Source organism: Pseudoalteromonas sp. CuT4-3, assembly GCF_035666335.1.
GTDB classification, from domain to species: domain Bacteria; phylum Pseudomonadota; class Gammaproteobacteria; order Enterobacterales; family Alteromonadaceae; genus Pseudoalteromonas; species Pseudoalteromonas atlantica.
Genome location: NZ_CP142030.1, coordinates 963,403 through 985,422, shown reverse-complemented (window position 1 = coordinate 985,422; position 22,020 = coordinate 963,403). Strand labels below are relative to the sequence as shown.

General features: G+C 41.7%; 19 protein-coding genes. 7 read left to right on the top strand and 12 right to left on the bottom strand.

The features are described 5' to 3' along the window. Positions 1-2 precede the first annotated feature (2 nt). Positions 3-1,076 carry a homocysteine S-methyltransferase family protein gene (locus VOI46_RS04400; protein ID WP_004587432.1) on the bottom strand — a complete coding sequence of 358 codons (1,074 nt, stop codon included), beginning with the start codon at positions 1,074-1,076 and terminating at the stop codon, positions 3-5. Beyond that, entirely contained in the window at positions 1,066-2,013 is a 948-nt protein-coding gene (gene metA, locus VOI46_RS04395; RefSeq protein ID WP_004587433.1) for a homoserine O-succinyltransferase, read from the bottom strand. The genes VOI46_RS04400 and metA overlap by 11 nt, the downstream gene beginning before the upstream one ends. A 234-nt stretch (positions 2,014-2,247) precedes the next feature. Here metA and ettA point away from each other — a divergent pair, with 234 nt between their 5' ends. The 3 genes from ettA (at position 2,248) to VOI46_RS04380 (ending at position 5,367) form a co-directional block, all read left to right on the top strand. Then, positions 2,248-3,921, top strand: a complete 1,674-nt coding sequence (ettA, locus tag VOI46_RS04390; RefSeq protein WP_029773845.1) for an energy-dependent translational throttle protein EttA — start codon at positions 2,248-2,250, stop codon at positions 3,919-3,921. A 118-nt stretch (positions 3,922-4,039) separates the two neighbouring features. Then, positions 4,040-4,396 carry a PilZ domain-containing protein gene (locus VOI46_RS04385; RefSeq protein WP_004587435.1) on the top strand — a complete coding sequence of 119 codons (357 nt, stop codon included), beginning with the start codon at positions 4,040-4,042 and terminating at the stop codon, positions 4,394-4,396. Between the two features lie 62 nt (positions 4,397-4,458). Then, complete coding sequence (locus tag VOI46_RS04380; protein WP_004587436.1) at positions 4,459-5,367, top strand: histone deacetylase; 909 nt, start codon at positions 4,459-4,461, stop codon at positions 5,365-5,367. A gap of 22 nt (positions 5,368-5,389) precedes the next feature. On the opposite strand, the gene VOI46_RS04375 is transcribed toward VOI46_RS04380, so the two are convergent. Beyond that, a complete protein-coding gene (locus VOI46_RS04375) occupies positions 5,390-6,388 on the bottom strand; it encodes an AraC family transcriptional regulator (RefSeq protein WP_004587437.1) in 999 nt (332 codons plus the stop codon). Continuing rightward, positions 6,372-7,235 (bottom strand): GGDEF domain-containing protein, encoded by an 864-nt coding sequence (locus VOI46_RS04370; protein WP_236695068.1) that lies wholly within the window; start codon positions 7,233-7,235, stop codon positions 6,372-6,374. Before VOI46_RS04370 ends, VOI46_RS04375 begins: the two co-directional genes overlap by 17 nt. Positions 7,236-7,574: 339 nt before the next feature. On the opposite strand from VOI46_RS04370, the gene VOI46_RS04365 reads away from it, so the two are divergent. From VOI46_RS04365 to VOI46_RS04350, 4 genes are all read left to right on the top strand, one after another. Further along, complete coding sequence (locus VOI46_RS04365; protein WP_004587439.1) at positions 7,575-9,869, top strand: TonB-dependent receptor; 2,295 nt, start codon at positions 7,575-7,577, stop codon at positions 9,867-9,869. 64 nt (positions 9,870-9,933) lie between these two features. Beyond that, a complete protein-coding gene (locus VOI46_RS04360) occupies positions 9,934-10,908 on the top strand; it encodes a metallophosphoesterase (RefSeq protein ID WP_004587440.1) in 975 nt (324 codons plus the stop codon). A gap of 11 nt (positions 10,909-10,919) precedes the next feature. After that, a complete protein-coding gene (locus tag VOI46_RS04355) occupies positions 10,920-12,887 on the top strand; it encodes a phytase (protein ID WP_004587441.1) in 1,968 nt (655 codons plus the stop codon). Between the two features lie 133 nt (positions 12,888-13,020). After that, positions 13,021-13,686 carry a hypothetical protein gene (locus tag VOI46_RS04350; protein WP_004587442.1) on the top strand — a complete coding sequence of 222 codons (666 nt, stop codon included), beginning with the start codon at positions 13,021-13,023 and terminating at the stop codon, positions 13,684-13,686. Positions 13,687-13,752: 66 nt separating this feature from the next. Here the strand turns inward: VOI46_RS04350 and cyoE are convergent, their stop codons facing one another. The 8 genes from cyoE to VOI46_RS04310 all read right to left on the bottom strand — a co-directional run bounded on the left by cyoE (position 13,753) and on the right by VOI46_RS04310 (position 21,989). Then, positions 13,753-14,637, bottom strand: a complete 885-nt coding sequence (gene cyoE / locus VOI46_RS04345) for a heme o synthase (protein WP_004587443.1) — start codon at positions 14,635-14,637, stop codon at positions 13,753-13,755. 9 nt (positions 14,638-14,646) lie between these two features. Next, the gene (cyoD, locus tag VOI46_RS04340; protein WP_004587444.1) at positions 14,647-15,003 is read right to left on the bottom strand and encodes a cytochrome o ubiquinol oxidase subunit IV; all 357 of its coding nucleotides are present in this window, start codon (positions 15,001-15,003) and stop codon (positions 14,647-14,649) included. Further along, complete coding sequence (gene cyoC, locus VOI46_RS04335; RefSeq protein WP_004587445.1) at positions 15,003-15,638, bottom strand: cytochrome o ubiquinol oxidase subunit III; 636 nt, start codon at positions 15,636-15,638, stop codon at positions 15,003-15,005. The genes cyoD and cyoC overlap by 1 nt, the downstream gene beginning before the upstream one ends. Then, complete coding sequence (gene cyoB / locus VOI46_RS04330) at positions 15,635-17,623, bottom strand: cytochrome o ubiquinol oxidase subunit I (RefSeq protein WP_004587446.1); 1,989 nt, start codon at positions 17,621-17,623, stop codon at positions 15,635-15,637. The genes cyoC and cyoB overlap by 4 nt, the downstream gene beginning before the upstream one ends. Before the next feature lie 2 nt (positions 17,624-17,625). After that, a complete protein-coding gene (gene cyoA / locus VOI46_RS04325; RefSeq protein ID WP_004587447.1) occupies positions 17,626-18,579 on the bottom strand; it encodes a ubiquinol oxidase subunit II in 954 nt (317 codons plus the stop codon). Between the two features lie 310 nt (positions 18,580-18,889). Further along, on the bottom strand, positions 18,890-19,309 hold the full coding sequence (locus tag VOI46_RS04320) for a hypothetical protein (RefSeq protein ID WP_004587448.1): 420 nt from the start codon (positions 19,307-19,309) through the stop codon (positions 18,890-18,892). Between the two features lie 1,273 nt (positions 19,310-20,582). After that, complete coding sequence (nqrM, locus tag VOI46_RS04315) at positions 20,583-20,795, bottom strand: (Na+)-NQR maturation NqrM (protein ID WP_004587136.1); 213 nt, start codon at positions 20,793-20,795, stop codon at positions 20,583-20,585. Between the two features lie 162 nt (positions 20,796-20,957). Continuing rightward, positions 20,958-21,989, bottom strand: coding sequence for an FAD:protein FMN transferase (locus VOI46_RS04310; protein WP_004587137.1), 1,032 nt, complete (start codon positions 21,987-21,989; stop codon positions 20,958-20,960). Positions 21,990-22,020 lie beyond the last annotated feature (31 nt).

The window sequence follows — 22,020 nt, the reverse complement described above, 5'->3', positions numbered from 1 at the left end:
TCCTAGTTTAAGTTACAGGCTTCAAGGCCTGATAAACGCATACGAACATCAAGCTCTGGCAACGCGCGAGGTTTAACGCCTTCAAGCCCTTTGGCAAACGCACGAATATGCGCAGGCGTGGTGCCGCAGCAACCACCAACAATATTTATAAAGCCCGATTTTCCCCAGTCTATAATCTCTTTCGCCATGTCCTCTGCTTCTAGGTCGTACTCACCAAATTCGTTAGGTAAACCGGCATTTGGGTGTACTGAGGTAAATGTTTCGCATACGCGCGAAAGTTCCTCTACGTATTGGCGAAGTAAATCTGGCCCTAGAGCGCAGTTAAGGCCTATAGAAAGCGGCTTAATATGGCGAATAGAGTTATAAAATGCTTCGGTGGTTTGCCCCGAAAGCGTACGCCCAGAGGCATCGGTAATTGTGCCTGAGATCATTACAGGTAATGTGCGCCCTGCTTGCTCAAACGCTTCTTCTACTGCGAATGAGGCCGCTTTTGCATTTAGCGTGTCGAAAATGGTTTCGATAAGTATTAAATCGGCGCCGCCTTCCATTAGTGCAAGGGTAGACTCAACATACGCAGTAACCAGCTTATCAAAGGTAATATTACGATAGCCTGGGTCGTTTACATCTGGCGAAATTGAGCAGGTTTTAGAGGTTGGCCCTAAAACACCCGCTACATAGCGGGGTTTTTCTGGGTTTTTGGCGGTGAACTCGTCACATATTGCGCGCGCGAGTTTTGCCGACTCTAGGTTTACTTCACGGCTTATGCTTGCCATGTCGTAATCTTCCATCGAAATAGTGGTTGAGTTAAAGGTATTGGTTTCAATAATGTCTGCACCGGCGGCTAAAAAGCTGCGGTGTATATTGGTTATTAACTCAGGTTTTGTAAGGCTTAATAAATCGTTATTGCCTTTAATTAGTACGTGCCAGTCTTTAAAGCGCTCGCCTCGGTAGTCTTCTTCTTCAAGCTTGTGAGTTTGGATCATGGTGCCCATGGCGCCATCTAAAATTAAAATACGCTCTTTTAATGCAGCGCTTAATTCGCTGTGTTTATTATTGTTTTGCACGTTATTCTGCATAGTTGTTAGTCCTCACATCTTGGCTAACTAAATTAATATCATAAGGGGTCGTTTGGTACACGTAGTAATTTAACCAGTTCGAAAACAGCAAAAAAGCATGGCTTTGCCACGTTTTTGACGGCTTTTTGCTTGCGTCGTTATCTGGAAAATAGTTTTCGGGTTTTGGCGCATCAGGACTTTTTTGTAAATCGCGCTCGTACTCTGCTTTTAATGTGTCGGCATCGTATTCTGGGTGGCCGGTTATAAACACTTGGCTGCCCGACTTATTTTTCATTAAGTAAGCGCCTACTTTTTCAGAGCCTGCCAATACCACTATATCGTCGCAGGCATTTATTTTATTTATATCAATGTGGCCATAACGTGAGTGCGGCACTAAAAAGGTATCGTCAAAGCCACGAGTAAGTGCTCCGTGATCAAAGTAACACTGGTGAGTAAACACACCACAAAGTTTATCTTCTTTTAAATCGCGTTTTAAATTGTAACGGTGATACAGTGCCGCATGCGCCGCCCAGCACGAAAACAGCGTAGAGGTAACGTGCTGCTCTGCCCAATCAATAATCACTTTTAGCTCATCCCAGTACGCAACATCGTCGTATTCAAGGTGTGCTAGTGGCGCGCCGGTAACAATTAACGCATCGTAGTTATTGTCTTTCACTTCTGAAAAATAACGGTAAAAGGTATCTAGGTGCTCTTCTGAGTTGCTACTGCTGCGGTGCGTATCTAGGCGTAATAGCTCTACATTTACTTGCAAAGGAGAATTGGCAAGCAAACGAATAAACTGCACTTCGGTTTCTACTTTATTAGGCATTAAATTTAAAATAGCCAAACGCATAGGACGAATTTCTTGCGTTTTTGCGCGACTTTTTGGCATTACAAACACGTTTTCTTCACGTAAACGGGCAATAGCCGGTAGCTCGTCTTTCACTGTAATTGGCATATTTTTTACTCCTACTCATAAAAACCGAGAATTTATACGCTCTCATTATGAACAGTATGCTAAAAATATCAACCTCTAGATGTATAGATGTCTAAATGAAATTTATTCATGATTTTATACTTTATCAACCTGCAGCCATTAGCGCTTTAAAACCCGCCATTCGTTGACTGTTTCACCTGTGAGCCACTACAATACAACATTGAAATTTTTATTATTATTTGAAGGCTTTCCTCCATGGTTTTACCTGATAAGTTTATATTCTCGATGAGTCGAGTATCTAAAGTTGTGCCACCTAAGCGCACAATTTTAAAAGATATTTCGTTGCACTTTTTCCCTGGCGCTAAAATTGGTGTGCTAGGTTTAAATGGTGCTGGTAAATCTACATTACTTCGCATTATGGCCGGTGTTGACCAAGACTTTGAAGGTGAAGCCCGCCCTCAACCTGGTACTAAAATTGGTTACTTACCGCAAGAGCCAGTACTGGATGAAAGCAAAACAGTACGCGAAATAGTTGAAGAAGCTGTTGGCGAAGTAAAACATGCCCTTAACCGCCTTGACGAAGTGTACAACGAGTACGCAATGGAAGACGCTGACTTTGACGCCCTAGCAAAAGAGCAAGGCGAGCTTGAAGCTATTATTCAAGCGCACGATGGCCACAACATCGATAACGTTTTAGAACGCGCTGCTGATGCACTTCGTTTACCTGAATGGGATGCTAAAATTGAGCATCTTTCAGGTGGTGAGCGCCGCCGTGTTGCTATTTGTCGTTTATTACTCGAAAAGCCAGATATGCTTATTCTCGATGAGCCTACTAACCACTTAGATGCTGAGTCGGTTGCTTGGCTTGAGCGCTTCTTACATGATTACGAAGGCACTGTTGTGGCGGTAACGCATGACCGTTACTTCCTTGATAATGTAGCTGGCTGGATACTAGAGCTTGACCGTGGTGAAGGTATTCCGTGGGAAGGTAACTACTCTTCTTGGCTTGAGCAAAAAGATGCGCGCTTACAACAAGAGCAAAAATCTGAAAAAGCACGTCAAAAATCAATAGCTCAAGAACTTGAGTGGGTACGTTCAAACCCTAAAGGTCGTCAAGCTAAGTCTAAAGCGCGTATGGCGCAGTTTAGTGAGCTACAGCAGTCTGATTACCAAAAGCGTAACGAAACTAACGAGCTATTTATTCCACCTGGTCCGCGTTTAGGTGACCAAGTGCTTGAAGTTAATAACTTACGTAAGAGTTTTGGCGATCGCGTATTAATCGACGATTTAAGCTTTAGTATGCCAAAAGGCGCGATAGTGGGCATTATCGGTGCCAATGGCGCGGGTAAATCAACCCTATTTAAAATGCTAAGCGGCGAAGAGCAACCAGATAGCGGCAGCATTAGCGTAGGTGAAACTGTAGAGCTTGCAACGGTTGATCAGTTCCGTGGCAACATGGACGAAAGCAAAACTGTATTCCAAGAAATATCTGACGGACAAGACGTGCTAAAAATTGGTAACTTTGAGTTCCCAAGCCGTGCATACGTTAGCCGCTTTAACTTTAAAGGTAACGATCAGCAAAAGTTTGTAAAAGACTTATCAGGTGGTGAGCGCAACCGTTTACACCTTGCTAAGCTTTTAAAAGCGGGTGGTAACGTAGTACTACTGGATGAGCCAACCAATGACCTTGATGTTGAAACACTACGCGCCCTTGAGAACGCTATTTTAGAGTTCCCAGGCTGTGTAATGTGTATATCGCATGACCGTTGGTTCCTTGACCGTATTGCAACACACATTTTAGATTACCGCGACGAAGGCCAAATTAACTTCTTTGATGGTAACTACACTGAATACGAAGAGTGGCTTAAAAAGACCTTAGGCGCAGAAGCTGCACAACCTAAGCGTATTAAGTATAAAAAAATTGGTTAATTGTTAACTGATATAACAAACCCTGCATTTATGCGGGGTTTTTTTATGCCATTTTTTATCGCTATGGGCTATTTCCCGCTATGCTTGATTTAAATATTACAATAAAGGCACTCGTTTTATGGAAAATCGACGTCAGTTCTCGCGTATTCTTTTTTCAACCGCGGCTCAATTAGAATTTGCAGGAGAGAGCTACCCATGCAAATTACTCGATGTATCTTTACATGGCGCACTCATTACTAAATGCGCGGCGTTTAGTGGTACAAAAAATAGCGAAGCCACCTTGCGCTTTACCTTGCCACAAAGCGATATAGAAATAAAAATGGAGGTGTTTATTTGCCACATAGAAGATAAACACATCGGCCTTAATTGCCACCATATAGATATAAACAGCATTACCTATTTAAAACGGTTAGTTGAACTTAATTTAGCCGATGAAAAATTACTTCATCGCGAGCTTGCCTCATTGATTGAATAGCGGCAATAGACTCCCTTAGTTAAGTTTATTACCATAGCGCAAACTTTATTATTGATACGGTTATGCGCCTAAACCCTCACTTACCTTTGGTCTATCACAGTAATTATTCGTTTAGCTTTGACCCTAAGCACCGATTTGTAATGAGTAAATTTGCTCATTTATATGAGCAGGTTAAAGGTTTAGGCATTGCTGGTAATAATTTAGTAGAGCCTATTTTGGGCTCCCCCGAGCCACTTGAACTGGTACACTGCGAAAACTACATTCACGATTTATGGCATAACCGTCTGGACGAAAAAGCCATGCGCCGCATTGGCTTACCTTGGTCGCAACCGCTAATGAACCGTACATTCACCGCCCCACAAGGCACGTTACAAACTGCACGCTTAGCATTAAAGCATGGCTTAGCCTGTCATTTAGCAGGCGGTACGCACCATGCACACACTGATTTTGGCTCAGGTTTTTGTATGGTGAACGACTTAGCCTTTACCGCGCAAACATTAATACAAAGCGGTGAAGTGACCAACGTGCTCATTTTTGATTTAGACGTACACCAAGGCGATGGCACAGCTGCAATGCTTGCACATCAGCCGTATGCGTATACATGCTCTATACACTGCGAAAAAAACTTCCCGTTTAGAAAATCCCCCAGCGATTTAGACATAGGCCTTGCTAACAATATGCAAGACGCAGAATACTTAGGCGTTGTGGATGATACGCTGCAGTTTTTACTAAATGAGCTCAACCCCGATTTAGTCCTATACGATGCCGGTGTAGATATTTGGCAAGACGATGGCTTAGGCAAACTAGATATAAGCTGGGACGGCATTAAACAGCGTGACCATTTAGTGTTTAAGCGCTGCCTTGAACATAACACCGCTATTGCCAGTGTTATTGGTGGCGGCTACGACAGAGACCATACGCGTTTAGCGCAGCGCCATGCAATAGTAATTGAGCAGGCTGCGGGTTTTTAAAAGAAGTATTAACCTGTGCGCTTTATACTTTTAACTGGCTTGGGGTTAGCCCTGTCCAACGTTTAAATGCCCGCCTAAAGTTAGGAATATCGTAAAATGCCAAACGCTCAGCAACATGCTCATTGCACTTAGCGCGCAAGGTAAGTAAATAAATGGCTTTATGTTTATTTTGCTCATCAACTAAGCTCGAAAAGCGCATATTATGGGATTTTAGTTTTCGTTTAAACGTGGCTGGGCTCATGGCAAAATACTGGGCGGTTTGCTCTAAACTTGCCTCGTTATAAGTATGTAAATAGCGCCAAACAGCCTCTATAAAGGTGTATTTTTCATGTGATTTTACAGCCAATTGAGCGCGTGCTTGCATAAAGCGTAATTCGCTGGCGTACGGGTTAGCTTGGCGAAGTAATGTTTTGCTAATAACCCAACGAGTCGTTGGCTGCTCAAAACGCAGCTTTAAACCTAAATGTTGCTCGTACTGATGAATATGACGCGGTCGCTTAAAGCTAAAGTCGAACTCACACTGCGGATAGTGCGGGCTTAAACGCTTTAATAAACTATAAAACGCAGCACTGTAAATTTCTAAAATGTAGTTATGCAGGTCGTCATCAAGCCCTGTAGCAGCATTTAAAAAAATATAAAATTGCTGATTACTTACATAGTGCTGACTAAAAAACAAAGGGCAAAGCTGTAAACGCGCTCGCTGTATTTGTAACAGTGCCGCCCCTAGTTTAGCGCTGAACAATACACTTTGTGCTGCGCTACTTGAATCGTTAACTAATTGACTACCTAGTAAAAAACCGCTGTCGGGGGTGTTCATTAGGCGTTTAAATTGACTTAGTAATTTAACTTGCTGCTCTAAACTAAAGCAATGCTCAACGCTGAGTAAATCTTGCTCAAAAATCCCGGTGCCGCGTAACAACTTATGTAGGGCAACCCCCCTACTTTGCGCAAGCTCTACAACGGCAGTTATAAGCCCCTGTGCAGTTAAATACTTGTCACTTAAGCTAACATAACTGTTCACTGCTGGTGGCTCTTTGTTGTTTTTGTAGTTGTAGGCCGCTGTGCAATTGTTGCATTAGCATGTGAGCTGTATCACTTTTTTGCGCTTGTATGATATGGGTAGTTACACACTGAAACTTAGCAAGCCCAGAGCCTTCTACTTTAAAAGCACAATGTTTTAATGCGGCTGTTATTTGCCTAAGAAGCTCTTGGCCTTGCTGCTTTGATGTGGCTGGCATTAGCACCATAAAACAGTCTCCCGCATAACGACATACCACATCGCTTAACCGACAGTTCATTAGTATAAGCTCGCTTATTTCGCGTAGCAGTCGATCCCCTTCGCTAAAACCAAACTCATTATTAAAACTCGCGAAGTCGCGTATATCAATAGCGGCTAATAAAACTGGCTGCGGCGCCTTAAGCTGCGTGTTTAAAACGCTTTGTAAGTATTCGGCTGTATAAACGCCGGTAACGGGGCATACTTTGTCGTGCTCACGTAAATGTGCTTCACGGCGCCTTAGCTGTTTATTTAAAACATATTGTTCTTGGTGCCAATGGTATAAACCTAAACTGGTTAGCAGCATCCCAACGGGAGCTGGCAGTGACTCTATCCAGCTTAGCCACTGCTGCGCAGGTTGCATTAACCACTCATCGAGCAAATCGAGCGTGGCCGAGAACATAAATAAACCAAGCCCAAGCACCAAATAACGAGTAACTTTGCCCGGCGGGCGCGAAATAAGTAAGGCGACAATCCAAGTTAGGGTCATAATCACTATGCCGCCCTCACCAATAATATCGAGCCATTGTATGTGTTGCAGCTCTTTGAGCTCCCCTAAATAGGCACATAAAAATATGGCTAATAACGCCATAGCTATAATACTGTTTGTTAAAAGCCGATGGCTAATAAAGGGATTAAATCGCATAGTTTGTCTTATTTAAATTGCGTATGTATTTATGCTACCCGAAGTGCATTTTTTGTAGCAGGGTCATATTAGCTCAATGATGTGACAGCTAAATGATAAGCACTTAATTATAACCTGCACATAGCCCATTAACGCTATATTGCTTGGGAGTGCGATTAGCTCACACGCCAAGGTAAAGCTTTTAAAACCTTAATAACCTGCTGATCTAAATAGGGTGTTGTCACATTTGCGTCATTTAATTTATTTAGTTTGCTTTCAAACCAAGCAGCAACAGGAGCAAATTACATGGCACACTTTAAACTTAAAGCACTGGTAACAGCGCTATCACTTTGCAATTTAGCAGTACATGCAGCACAAGAAGAACACAGAACTGATGTAAAAGTATCTGAAGAGTTAGTAGTCTATGGCGAAATAGGTTATCGCAACCGCTCACAAGAACTAGCCCCAACGCTTGAATACTCTCAAGAATACTTTCAGCGTTTTGAACCACTAACAGCAGGTGATGCACTAAAGCGTGTACCGAGTGTGACGTTTTTATCAGATGTGCTTGAGTCTGACGGCGCACGTATGCGCGGTTTGAGCCCTGCTTACACAAAAGTACTGATCAATGGCGAAGAAGTTCCAGGCGCTGGTGCTGATCGCTCATTTTTTGTTGACCGTATTCCTGCCGAATTAATCGAGCGTGTAGAAATAATTCGTTCATCAAGTGCCAACCGCTCTGCCGATGCAATTGCGGGCACCCTTAACATTGTACTTCGAGATGGCTACAGCTTAGACGGCGGTTACATTCGCGCAGGAGGATTACGCTATGATGATGGTGAACTAAAAGAAAGCTTTGCGGGCGTTTACGGTACTGAGTTTGCAGGTGGACGTTTACTACTAGGGGCTAATTTTCAAGGTCGTTATAACCCAAAACAAAAATCAAGCATACGTTATGGTGATAGCCCTGAAAATAACCCTAATTATGCAACTGATGATTTTGATAACCGTGAAGATCAATCAGATACTCGTGATGGCGATGACACATCATTAAATGCCAGCTTTGAAAAGGTATTTGATAACGGTGGCAAGTTTGATATTAGCGCCATGTGGGTTGATACAGACCGTACCGAAGATGAGCGCTCTTTTGAATATGACGACGCGACGGCCACGTCTAACTCAGTGGTTGAAGGCGGTAACTTACTTTCAGACAACGCAAATGTTTCCTACATTGACCAAACCAACTACAACATTAACTCAGGTTATGAATTACCGCTTTTAGGCGGTACCAGTAAATTTAAAGTAGGTTACGCCAGCTTTGAAGAATCTGTATACGAGCAAGAAGTTGAGCTTGATACGTCTGAACTACCAATGGTTTTTGAAGAAGCCGAAGAAACTGTTGATATCGATGATAAAGAGTGGTCATTGCAATGGCAGCATAGCTTGCTTGTAAGCGACTCAAAAGAAGTTCAATTCGGTGCTTTTGTACAAGGAAAAGAGCGCGACACAGCAATTTTTGAAGCTGAAGATGAAAGTGAGCAAACACTTACTGGCTGGGATCAATTTAACCAAACACCTATGTCACTCGCTGTATTTAATAACGAATTTGAAGCAGTAGACGGAGGCGTTAATACGCTTGAAGAAGACCGTTTTGACTTATTTGCTTTAATCAAACACGAAGCCGATGTGTTCTCATGGGAAATGGGTGTGCGCTGGGAGTCAACTGATTCAAGCATTACCGATACCAATGAAGGCGTTACTGCAAAAAATGACTATGACTTTTTCTTACCGTCGGCTCACTTTCGTTACAGTGTAAGTGATAACGGTCGAGTAAGCGCCTCTATTGCACGTAGCTTACGTCGCCCTGACTTTGACTACATAACACCCGCCCTACTTGAAGAAGAGCTCGCTGATAATGACTTTTTAGGTAACCCAAATCTTAAGCCAGAATCTTCTTGGGGTATCGATTTAGGTTACGAATACCGTTTAGGTAAAAGTGGCGTTGTCGGTGTAAACGTATTTTACCGTGACGTTAGCGATTTAATTGAAATTGCCAGCACAGGTGTTGAAGGCTCAGAAGGCGAAGGTACATTTGTACTGCAACCACAAAATACTGGCGATGGCACAGTACAAGGTATTGAGTTTGATTTATCAACGCCACTGAGCGCAATCAACATGCCAAATACTGGTATTTTCTTAAACTACTCTTGGCTTGATAGTGAAGTTGAAGACAGCTTTGGTAAACGTAAGTTTAATGACCAATCAAATTATGTTTATAACATTGGCTTTATCCAAGATTTACCTGACCTAGGCGCATCATTTGGTGCAACATACCGTAACCAAGGTGATGCATACGGACGCTTTGTAGGTGAAGAAGTTACCACCTCTTACGGTGCTGATTTAGAGCTTTTCGTTGAAAAACGCTGGGATGACGTAACCCTTCGCCTAGTGGGTTCAAACCTACTTGATGCCAGTAAAGATGAAGTTTTTAACAAATTTGACTCACTTGATGATCAAAACAGCCGTGACTTTGATGAGTACGAGCTTGAGTCTGAAGAAGCAGGTCCTGTGGTTCAACTAATGTTGCGCTACGCATTTTAATAGCAGGTATCATCATTTTAGGCACGTGATAAATTGCTATTACGTGCCTTTTGGGAGTTAGAACATGTTTAAATTGTCTTTCATAATGGCCGCCCTACTGAGCTCATCAGCGCTCAGTGCAGTCGAGCCTGTTATTTATAAAGATGAGCTTTATCAACAGCAAAAAATAGCTAAGTTAAATACGCTACCTGATAGCCTTAACTTTATTGTAATTGGTGATTGGGGACACAACGGCCACTTTTATCAAAAAGAAGTGGCTCACCAATTAGAAATAGCAATGTACCAAACTGATGCTGACTTTATCGTCTCAACTGGCGATAACTTTTACCCAAATGGTGTGGCAAGCGTTAACGATCCGCTTTGGCAATCAGCCTTTGAGAACATATACCACGGCCCTCACACATTTGAAGATTGGTATGTTGTTTTAGGTAATCACGATTACTTGGGTAATGCTCAAGCACAAATTGACTACACAGAAAAAAGCCAGCGTTGGCAGTTACCTGCAAGGTACTACAGTAAAACATTTGCGCTTGAAAACAACGAGCAAGTGTTAATGGTTTTTTTAGATACCAACCCGATACAGCCGCAATACAAAGGCCGTGATAAATACCGTTCTACCCAAGGGCAAGGCTATAAAACCCAGCTTACTTGGCTTGAAACCCAACTTGCAGGCAGTAAAGCAAAGTGGAAAATTGTGGTAGGCCATCACCCGCTTTATTCAAGTGGTAAACGCTTTGGCCGTAACCAAGGGCTTCGCGACATTTTAGAACCTATTTTGGAGCGTCATAACGTGCAAGCTTATATCGCAGGGCACGAGCACGACTTGCAATACAACCAACCAAAAAATAGCAAAGTGGCTCACTTTATCTCTGGTGGAGGCAGTGAAGCACGGTTTGTAAAACAACGTGAATTTACCCGCTACGCAGAAGCAACACCTGGTTTTTTAAGTGTATCTATCAATGGCGAAACACTCAGTGTAAGTGCGATTAATCACCTTGGTGAAGTACGTTTTAACACTGAAAAGCACATAGATAAGTAAAGGATAAAATAATGAACTTTAAACTAAATACAATTTCAGCGGTGCTTGGCAGTGCAATCCTAATAACTGCAATAAGCGGTTGTACAAGTAATGACGATACGCAAAATAATAAAGCGATTGCAAAGCCATATATTAAAAAAACAGGTATTAAAACTAAATTATTCGGCCCACAACAAAACATGCAAGGCTCACAAGCCGCTGCACTTGGTATTAATCAATGGCTTATTGCCAGTGAAAGCCAAGGTTTATTAATTGCCGACAATGAGAAAAGCAGTGTACTGCTCGCCGGTAACTTTGAGTCAATTTCACTAAGACAACTATCAGCGCAGCAATTTTTACTCGCAAGCATTGATAAAAGCCAAGACAATGTAGTCATCTTTGAGCTTGAAAAAAATGGTCAAACTTGGCAGCTAACTGAGCTTACACGTATCAGTCCACCACAAGCACAACCAGATGCTGTGTGTTTATTTAAAAACGATAATAATGCAACTGTATCAGCATTTGTGCCAGATGTTCGCGGCTTGATCAGTGAAACCATTGTTTATGACTTAGCGAGCAAGCAAGTAAAAAACATCGCTGTTCGTGAATTTTCAGCCGTTACTGAAGCCTCCGGTTGCGCAGTTAATGACGAAACAAAAACCTTGTATGTGGGCGAAGCTGAACTCGGCGTTTGGGCTATCAATGCTGATGCTGAATCCGATGCCAATAAACAGCCAGTGGCATTAGTTGAGCCTTACGGTGAATTAAAAGCTGAAATCGGGGCATTATCAGTATCACAAGATGGTACTTTATGGCTTACTGCCACTGATGGCAATATGATCTATGCTTACCACGAAAATACTGAAAAACTAAGTCAGTGGTCACTTTCTGGCGATCACACCATTGAATCTGTTGCAGCGAGTTTGATCAATAACAATCAAGCGCAGCTAGTTTTAGTTGATGATGAAACAGGTGCCTACATTCAAGCAAATGTTAACTACACTGCGCAAACAGTTACTTCACAAAACCAAGTCGCGATGACTCACCTTCATGCCAGCGCACAAACAACGCCAGTTGCAGCATTTGGTGATGCAGCAGATGACCCGGCAATTTGGATAAATGAACACGACGCTAAAAGCAGCTTAATTTTAGGCACAGACAAACGCCGCGGCTTAATGGTTTATGATCTTGCTGGCAACAAAGTACAATCGCTTAATGTAGGGCGTTTAAATAATGTTGATGTACGCCAGCATCAGGCTATAAACAACGAAACCCAGACTTGGATCACAGCCAGCAACCGCACGCTTAACAGTATTAGCGTGTTTACTGTCGATAGCGAGAACAAAGTAAACCATGTAACAGAAGTAGCGACTAACCTGACTGAGATTTACGGTATGTGTATGTATTCGTCTGAATCTGGTCAATACGTATTTGTTAATGATAAATCAGGTTTATTCCAGCAATATAAACTCACCGGTGAGCAAGGTAACTTAAGCGGTGAACTGGTTAGAGAGTTTACCCTGCCAAGCCAGCCTGAAGGCTGTAGTGCTGATGATAAGCGCGGCCAATTATTTGCAGGTGAAGAAGATGCAGGCATTTGGTATATCGGTGCAGAGCCAACTTCTGGCAACAAAGCGGTCATGCTACAAGGTGTAAATGAGCAACTTGTGGCAGATGTTGAAGGCATGGAAATTTATCACGCTGATGATGCTCGTTATTTAGTGGTATCAAGCCAAGGCGATAATAGCTATGTGCTTTATAAAATATCAGATAATACACAGCCTAGCCTAAGCTTTGCAGGTAAATTTAATGTGATTGCTAACCTAGATAAAGGCATTGACGGCGCAGGTGAAACAGACGGCTTAACCGTTACAGCTAAAGCTTTACCAGGCTATCCTGAAGGCATGCTTATAGTGCAAGACGGCTACAACCGTATGCCACTACAACCACAAAATTTTAAAATTATTGACTGGCGTGAAGTAAAAAAAGCGATTAAGTAAAAACCTACCATATTTAAACGTAATAAGGCTCTTACGAGCCTTTTTACTATGTGTATTTAAAATAAACCTAGTAAATTTAGAGTTATTAAAGCTATATACTACACTTTAAGCTCATAAATTAATTGAGATTATTATGCGTTTACTTCTTACATTGTTGCTCATTACTATAAGCGGATACGCTTTTGCTGAGGAAGAGGCAGCAGAATTGCCACCACTCAACCCCAAATACAAGGCTGAGCATGCAATAGCACTGGTGAATAAAGGTTCAGGAATTTATGCGTTTAACTTACCCGGCTATAAATTACCGCACGATGTACAAGTGGTGTATAGGATTAAAAACCCCGATGTGGCTTTTTTAGATATTGTGCGCAACGCAGAGCTTATAACGCTAAAGCCCAAACCATTTAATATTCAACGCTTAATGCGCGGTGAAGAAATAACCATTACCGCAGATGTGTACAAAGGCAATTACAAAAAAGCAGGTAGCCTAATTTACACAAACAGAACAATAGAAATGAGTAAACAGCTATATGCTCGCCAATTAAAAGATTTAGCTAAAGCTAGCCAGTGGCAAGAATACGACATGATAGACCTAGGTAGCACAGAGCGAATTTACATACATAAAATTAGCCAAGCACCTAGTTTCAGCCACTTAATTTTTGTAGATTTGGTAAATGCCTGTATGCAAAAGTTTAGAACCTCAACCCTCCTTCCTAGCCAGAATGAGTTAACGTATAAATTTATAAACTGCGGCACCCTAAAACCTTTATTTTACGAAGCAGAAAGTTTAAAAAAATAGTTTCAAACATGAAAAAAGGCCCTTTCGAGCCTTTGGATTAACTTTGGAAATATAAAGTTTTAAAAATTATATCAGTGTAAGCAGTTGTGGCGCTGCGCTGTGGTAGTCAACGGCCATGGCAATACTGAGTGCTGTAATATTTATAATAGAAAAAGCAAACACTTGGCGTGCCCAGCTCGTTAAATTAACATTACGGCGATAGCCACGCAGTGCCATAAGTAACCACCAAAAACTGGTAATACACGCCACAGCCATAAAGGCTGCGCCAGTGTAGCCACTTATTGGTAATAGCATTACAACTAAAGCGTACACAGCAATATAAAGTACAATATGGCGCTTCGCTTTATCAATACCTTGCGCTACGGGTAATACGGGAATACCTGCGGCTTGGTAATCTTTAAAGCGAAAAATAGCAATGGCATATGAATGCGGCATTTGCCACAGACTAAACATAACTAATAATATTAGTGCACCTATATCGAACTGCCCGGTTACAGCGCAGTAACCAACAACAGGAGGCACTGCGCCAGAAAGGCTACCTACAAACGTGCCATAAACTGAGTTGCGCTTCATGTAAAGGCTATAAACCCCAACATAAATGACATAGCCAAACGCTGCAAAAAATACCGCGGCTTGTGTGGTGTAAGCAATGAGTAAACCAAACCCTACAACCCCCAATAAAACCCCGTGACTCAGTGCAGCAAAGGCCGACATTTCGCCTGTTACTGTAACCCGCGTACGAGTACGTGCCATGGCTACATCTATGTCCCTATCAATTACATTGTTGATAGCACAGCCCGATGCAACCACAAGTGACAAGCCAATAAGCGTAACAACCATTAGCCATGGGTCTATATCCCCGCGCGAGGCAAGTAAAAAACCGCCTGCAACGCTGATAAGGTTGCCCATAATAATGCCTGGCTTAGTCACTGATAAATAACGACGAAACATCTTCAACTCCTAGTACATCATCATTGCGTTAGATTCGTAAATTATCCAAACCGATAACCCAACAACCATGACGATAATTAGGGCACTGAATAAAAATGAGAAAGTACTTGCACGGCCATCTTCTGTCGTAAAATTAAGGTGTAGAAAGTATTTTAAGTGCACCCAAATTTGTACAATAGCTAAAGTAACAATGCTCCAAAGCGTAGTTACTTTTGAAAAGTCGCCTTCCATTACCATGTAAAACGGTATCGCGGTTAAAATTATTGATAGCACAAAGCCTATTAAGTACGTTTTAACACTGCCATGAGACTCATCATGGTGCTCGTTTTGCATTTGCTTTAACGCGTGCGCTTCGCTGTGGCTCATTACATTGCTCCCATTAAATAAACAACGGTAAATACACAAATCCAAACAATGTCTAAGAAGTGCCAAAATAGGCTTAGGCAGCTTAAGCGTGTCACTGTTTGTTTACCTAAGCCACGTTTAGCCACTTCTATCATCATAATACTCATCCAAATTAGACCCGCAGTTACGTGTAAACCATGTAAGCCTACTAACGAGAAGAATGAGGTTAAAAAGGCACTTTGTTGTGGACCATTGCCATGTACAATTAGGTGGTGAAATTCGTAAATTTCCATACCTATAAACACAGCACCTAAACAAAAGGTAATAAACAACCAGGTGAGTGTTAGTGCCTTTTTTTGCCCTTGTGCGGCAATCATGGCAAAGCCAAAAGTAATACTACTAATGAGTAGCGCCGCTGTTTCTACAGCAACAAAGTCGAGTTCAAAAATGTCTTTACCTGATACACCACCGGCTGTGTTCATAAACAGCACGGCGTAAGTGGCAAAAAACGAGGCAAACAATAGACAATCGGTCATTAGGTATAACCAAAAGCCAAAGATTGTATCGCCAGAGGTATCGTGATGCTCATGTGCATGAGCATCGTGCGAAACTGAGTCTAAATGGGCAGTTTCTACATTCGCAGATAGTGTACTCACGCGCTTAGCTCCTTATTTCCACTAGAATTATACGCAGCTTCAATACGTGCGATTTCATCAGGTTGTATATAGTAATCAACATCGCTGGTGTAACAACGCTTGATAAATAAGGCAATTGCGCCAACAAAACCAACGGCAGCTAACCACCAGATATGCCAGATCATGGCAAAGCTAAATACAGTTAAGCTTGCTGCAATTAACACCCCAGATGCTGTGTTTTTAGGCATATGAATTGGGCTGTAGCTTGCTTTTGTTTGATACGCTTGGCCTTTTTCTTTCGCTTCGGTCCAGGCATCAATGTCATCAACGTGAGGAATAGTGGCAAAGTTATACACTTGTGGAGGTGAGCTAGTTGCCCACTCTAGTGTATGGCCGTTCCACGGATCGCCGGTTGTATCGTCAAGTGCTTCGCGGTCTCTAAAGCTAACAAATAGCTGCACGACTTGGAAAATAATACCAAACATAATAATGACAGCACCGCCTGCTGCAATGTATAACCACATGTTCCAATCTGGGTTATTAGTGTGGTTTAAGCGACGTGTCATACCTAAGAAACCAAGTACATACAACGGCATAAACGCCACGAAGAAACCAACTATCCAACACCAGAAAGACGCTTTACCCCATTTTTCGCTAAGCTTAAAGCCCATTGCTTTAGGGAACCAAAATACAAAACCTGCAAGGTAGCCAAATACAGCGCCACCAATGATTGTGTTATGGAAATGCGCAATTAAGAATAAACTGTTATGCAATACGTAATCGGCACCCGGAATAGCCAGTAGTACACCGGTCATACCGCCTACTGTAAAGGTAACCATAAAACCTAATGTCCAAAGTACAGGAACGCTGATACGTAAACGGCCGCGGTAAATGGTAAACAACCAGTTGAATAGCTTAACGCCAGTTGGGACGGCAATAACCATGGTCATTACCCCAAAGAACGCATTAACGTTGGCGCTCGACCCCATGGTGAAAAAGTGGTGTAGCCAAACAATAAAACCTAAAATAGAGATTGCACCGCTGGCATACACCATCGATTTGTAACCAAATAAACGTTTACCGGCAAAGGTTGAGATAATTTCAGAAAAAATACCAAAAGCAGGCAGTACTAAAATATAAACCTCAGGGTGACCCCACGCCCAAAACAGGTTGATGTACATCATGGCGTTGCCGCCCGCTGCATTGGTAAAAAAGTGAAAATCAAGGTAACGGTCAAGCGTTAGCATGCCCAGCACAGCAGTTAAAATAGGGAAAGATGCTGCAATTAAGATATTTGCCCATGTACATGCCCATGTAAAAATTGGCATTTTCATTAGGGTCATACCTGGGGCACGCATTTTAAACACGGTCGCTAAAAAGTTTACTGCAGTTAAAAGTGTACCGAGCCCGGAAATTTGCAAGGCCCATATATAATAATCGACCCCCACCCCAGGGCTAAAGGTCAGCTCCGAAAGCGGCGGATACGCCACCCAACCTGTTTTTGCAAACTCACCAAATACAAGCGACAAGTTAATTAAAATGGCTCCGCTGGCAGTAAACCAAAAACTTAGGTTATTTAAAAATGGAAAAGCGACATCGCGTGCGCCAATTTGCAGTGGCAATACAATGTTCATTAGGCCAATCATAAATGGCATAGCCATAAATATGATCATGATAACGCCGTGAGCGGTAAATATTTGGTCGTAATGCTCAGGAGGCAAATAACCAGGTGCACCGCTGGTAGCAAGTGCTAACTGCGCACGCATCATAATGGCATCAGAAAAACCACGAAACAGCATTATTAATGCTAAAAAGATGTACATTACGCCTAAGCGTTTATGATCAACAGAGGTGATCCAGTCGTGCCAAAGCACGCCCCACTTTTTATATTTAGTAATAAGCCCGGCAATAATAAGCCCGGCAATCGCTATCACCGTCATGGTAACCATTATAATTGGCTCATGAAACGGAATTGCGTCGAGTGAAAGTTTACCTAAAAACGACATTATTATTCCTCGCCCTGGCTGTGAGATGAAGGCATTGCGTGTTCATTCATTTCATGGTGCTTTTTGCTCATTTGCCCATGCTCGCTCATTGCTTGATGTTTTTTGTTCATATCGCCATGTGCCTGCATATACTTCATAACAATGGTATGAAATAGGCCGTCGTCGACCTTGCCATAATAGGCAACAGGATTGTTTTCACTGGCTTTTGCAAGTTCAACATAATTAGCATGAGTGAGGTTATTAGTATTGGCTTTAACGCTTGTTACCCACTTGTCAAAATCAGCTTGTGTTGGGGTGGCAATGGCATTGAACTTCATACCGGTAAAACCTGCGCCACTGTAATTAGCAGAAAAGCCTTTAAATGTGCCCGGCTCGTTTGCGATTAAATGAAGCTTGGTTTCCATGCCTGCCATAGAATAAATTTGACTACCTAGCTGAGGAATAAAAAACGAGTTCATTGTGCTTTCTGAAGTGATTTTGTATTCCACCGGCACATTTGCCGGAAATACCAATTCATTTACCGTTGCAATACCTTGCTCTGGGTAAATAAATAGCCACTTCCAGTTTAATGAAATCACCTCTACAGTAAGGTGTTCGCCTTTACCTTCAATAGGTTTATAGGGGTCTAAGTCTTGGGTAGACTGCCAGGTAATAACACCTAAAATAATAACGATAACAATAGGAACAGCCCAAACAACGGCTTCAATCTTATTTGAATGAGCCCATTTTGGTGCATAAATTTCATGATCTTGTGTGTCTCGGTATTTCCATGCGAAATACAAAGTCATCACAATAACGGGGATTACTACGAGCAGCATAAGGACAGTAGCAATGATGATTAAGTTCTTCTCATCAATACCTATTTGGCCTTTTGGATCGAGTATCCCGCCTTTACAGCCTGACAACGCCAGCACCGTACTAGCTAAAGCAATATTACAAAGGTTACGAATTAACAAGGGAGTATCCTACAAACCTAGAGTTTTAATTTGCTGCTTTAAATAAAAATTAAGCAACGATTTTTCAATAAAAACCCAAGTTAACTAGAACTAAATTATAAAAATAAAGGGGACTGAACCCGCTGCAAGTGGATGCAAAAAATACCTAGCAACAAACCCAGCTTCTAAACGCATTTATATAACGTAATAAAAGTTAACTTGGGTGAGTGTTGGTTGGCTGACGTGTTTAAAACACGCGGCTACATTGCTAATGCAAACTTTAATTATTTACAGCAAGAAAAAATAATTAAAACCAGCAACAAGTGAAGCCTTACAGACAACCTGTAAAGCTAGGTGGAGCACGACAACCATGTGCAGCGGACACAGGTTGGTGTACTTTTGCCTCGCGAAAAGCGAAAGCGGCTTTACGAAGGATAATTCCAGCACGACGCGCCGGAAAAATATGGAACAATAACCAGCAAAGGCCAATGAGTAACTGACTAGATATGATCGGATGAGCTAAAAATTGCGTGATGTGCAGCAAAACAGGCTCAACAATAGAGCCATTGCTAAACAACGCTTCAAGCTGAAAGGCATCCTCTAATGCACCACTTAGCAGCATTACCGTATTAAACACTAATAATGTTATAGCGACACACACGCCCTTGCCCGCTTTATTCAAGCGCTCACACGTGTGCGGTTTGCTAGAAGCAAAAGCCGTATTTGTATGATGCAAAGAAAGTGTGTTCAAAGACATTAACCTACTAAATGACTAATAACAAAATTAGAGTAATAAAGCGCGAAATGGAAAAATTAAAAAACATTGCTGCTGTAAGCCCTAAAACGAGGTGCTAAATACAATCAAACCGGCTAGCACACATTTACCTAGTGAGAATTGATCCGTATCAAACAAACTTTCAAAACTTACTGAAAGTTCGATGCTGAGTATAACAAAGACAGTTTTCGGTTCAACAAAAAATATAAAGTTTTGCGTTAAGCTTTCGCAGCTATTTTGTTAATAAAAAATAACATAATAAAAATAAAGACTTAGTTTATAAATATTTTATATTTAGGAAGCTTGAGGAGTAGAGATCAGGGGGATTAATGAAGTTAAAAATAAAGCCGCACAAACAAAAACAGCCCAAATTCAGTCACCACCGAACTTGAGCCGCCTTTCACACTGACAACATCTTCACACACATATAAAGATTCTTGGTTTACACTGCGTGGCAATTATAGGGAATAAAAACAACTCAAAACCGGTCACCACCGACCTTGAGTTGCCTTTCACACTGACAACATCTTCACACACAATATAAAGATTCTTGGTTTACACTGCGTGGCAATTGTAGGGAATAAAAACAACTCAAGCTAAGTCACCACCGAACTTGAGTTGCCTTTCACACTGACAACATCTTCACACACAATATAAAGATTCTTGGTTTACACTGCGCGGCAATTGTAGAGAATAAAAACAACTCAAAACCAGTCACCACCGACCTTGAGTTGCCTTTCACACTGACAACATCTTCACACACAATATAAAGATTCTTGGTTTACACTGCGTGGCAATTGTAGGGAATAAAAACAACTCAAGCTAAGTCACCACCGAACTTGAGTTGCCTTTCACACTGACAACATCTTCACACACAATATAAAGATTCTTGGTTTACACTGCGTGGCAATTGTAGAGAATAAAAACAACTCAAAACCGGTCACCACCGACCTTGAGTTGCCTTTCACACTGACAACATCTTCACACACAATATAAAGATTCTTTTAAGCGAGGCTAACTTTATGCCTCAAACTTATGACTGGAGCCTTGCTCTGTGTCTATGGTTAAACTTTAGAGTGTTAGCTCCAATTTGACAAACGAGAAAAATAAACCTAATAGGTGAAAAAAACTAAACTATAGACCTTGGTCTAATACATTAAGGTTGTGTTTAATTAAAAGAAGATATGAGCACTAAATATACAGGTACAAAAAAAGCGCCATATGGCGCTTTTTGTCATTAAGCTACTGCTTAAATAATTTGGTTTTCTTTCCAGGCTTGCTCTTTAGCCATACGCTTTTTACGCTTATCACATGGATCGTCACAATCACAGGCTTTATCAATACCTACCGAGCCTAATCCACCGCAACTACTTGCCATAGATTTTCTTTGCACGATCATACCAACAGCCATAGCTATCACGATTAAAATTAATAAACCAAATGTAAGAAGAAAAAGTGACATTGCTTAGCCCCTATTGATCAGCAATAAATTATGCTCAAACATTGTTGAGCGACCGCTAAATTATACACCCAAAACCCACATAGATGCGAGAGAAGTCTATTTCAAAAAATCGGTTGTAATATGCGTTTAGCACGAATAAAGCTTTAGCTAAACGCCATTATATTACAAATAAGGTTTAAATGCAGTGCTCGCGTAAGTCACAATGCCTTTGTCTGATTTAGCCATTAAGTACACAGGTAAATCGTGCTTTTCAGCGTATGCTTTAGCATCGTCCATTCCCATAACCGTTAATGCGGTTGCTAAGCCATCTGCGGTCATTGCACTAGGATGTAATACAGTTACCGACACTAAGTCATGTTTGATTGGCATGCCTGTTACTGGGTCAATTAAATGAGTGTAAGTTTCGCCATCCATTTTATAAAAAATACGGTAGTCACCTGATGTTGCAATGCCATTCGTACCGGGCGCTAATACACGGTGAACTTTTCGCTCGCCTGGTGGCGCATCTGGCTGCTCTATCGCGATTTTCCAATCTTGGTTATTTGGCTTTTCACCGCCAATGCGCAGCTCCCCGCCTATTTCTACCATGTAGTTACTAATGTTTTGGCTTTCAAGTAATTGCGCTACTTTATCAATGCCATACCCTTTCGCTGTGGCCGAAAACGACAGCTCTAAACCATCAACTGTTTTAGCAAGGCCCTGCTCAGTAAGATTAAGTTTATCTACACCAATTTTTTCAATCATTGCAGCAAGTGCTTCATCACTTGGGCGCTTAGTTGGTTTTTTATCAGGTCCAAAGCCCCATAAATCTATTAACGGGCCCATCGTAACATCGAGCGTTTTGGTCGACTTACCTAAACGAATCGATTCGCTCACCACAGCCCTAAAGTCTTCACTAATTGGCATAACCTGGTTGGCGGGTAATTTATTAAATGTGTTAATTTCAGAATCGCGGATATACGTAGACATAGACTGATTAACCGCTTTCAATTGCGTATCTATTTGCTGCTGTAATTTAGTGGCATCGACGCTTTTATCGTCGGCAAAGTATTTAATATGATAGGTGGTGCCCATCGTTTTGCCTTCTAAAAATACCTCCTGAGGTGTTTTACCAGCCCCACAGCCAGAGATAAATAGCATTATAGTTAATAAAAAAATACTGATAGCGCCTTGAGAACTGCTTACTCTGTTCATTAAATTAGCCCATGTAAAATAAAATAAAAAA

Coding starts and splice junctions, on each gene's coding strand:
- VOI46_RS04400 (WP_004587432.1), bottom strand. CDS start 1,076: ATGCAGAATAACGTGCAAAACAATAATAAACACAGCGAATTAAGCGCT.
- metA (WP_004587433.1), bottom strand. CDS start 2,013: ATGCCAATTACAGTGAAAGACGAGCTACCGGCTATTGCCCGTTTACGT.
- ettA (WP_029773845.1), top strand. CDS start 2,248: ATGGTTTTACCTGATAAGTTTATATTCTCGATGAGTCGAGTATCTAAA.
- VOI46_RS04385 (WP_004587435.1), top strand. CDS start 4,040: ATGGAAAATCGACGTCAGTTCTCGCGTATTCTTTTTTCAACCGCGGCT.
- VOI46_RS04380 (WP_004587436.1), top strand. CDS start 4,459: ATGCGCCTAAACCCTCACTTACCTTTGGTCTATCACAGTAATTATTCG.
- VOI46_RS04370 (WP_236695068.1), bottom strand. CDS start 7,235: ATGGCGTTATTAGCCATATTTTTATGTGCCTATTTAGGGGAGCTCAAA.
- VOI46_RS04365 (WP_004587439.1), top strand. CDS start 7,575: ATGGCACACTTTAAACTTAAAGCACTGGTAACAGCGCTATCACTTTGC.
- VOI46_RS04360 (WP_004587440.1), top strand. CDS start 9,934: ATGTTTAAATTGTCTTTCATAATGGCCGCCCTACTGAGCTCATCAGCG.
- VOI46_RS04355 (WP_004587441.1), top strand. CDS start 10,920: ATGAACTTTAAACTAAATACAATTTCAGCGGTGCTTGGCAGTGCAATC.
- VOI46_RS04350 (WP_004587442.1), top strand. CDS start 13,021: ATGCGTTTACTTCTTACATTGTTGCTCATTACTATAAGCGGATACGCT.
- cyoE (WP_004587443.1), bottom strand. CDS start 14,637: ATGTTTCGTCGTTATTTATCAGTGACTAAGCCAGGCATTATTATGGGC.
- cyoD (WP_004587444.1), bottom strand. CDS start 15,003: ATGAGCCACAGCGAAGCGCACGCGTTAAAGCAAATGCAAAACGAGCAC.
- cyoB (WP_004587446.1), bottom strand. CDS start 17,623: ATGTCGTTTTTAGGTAAACTTTCACTCGACGCAATTCCGTTTCATGAG.
- nqrM (WP_004587136.1), bottom strand. CDS start 20,795: ATGTCACTTTTTCTTCTTACATTTGGTTTATTAATTTTAATCGTGATA.
- VOI46_RS04310 (WP_004587137.1), bottom strand. CDS start 21,989: ATGAACAGAGTAAGCAGTTCTCAAGGCGCTATCAGTATTTTTTTATTA.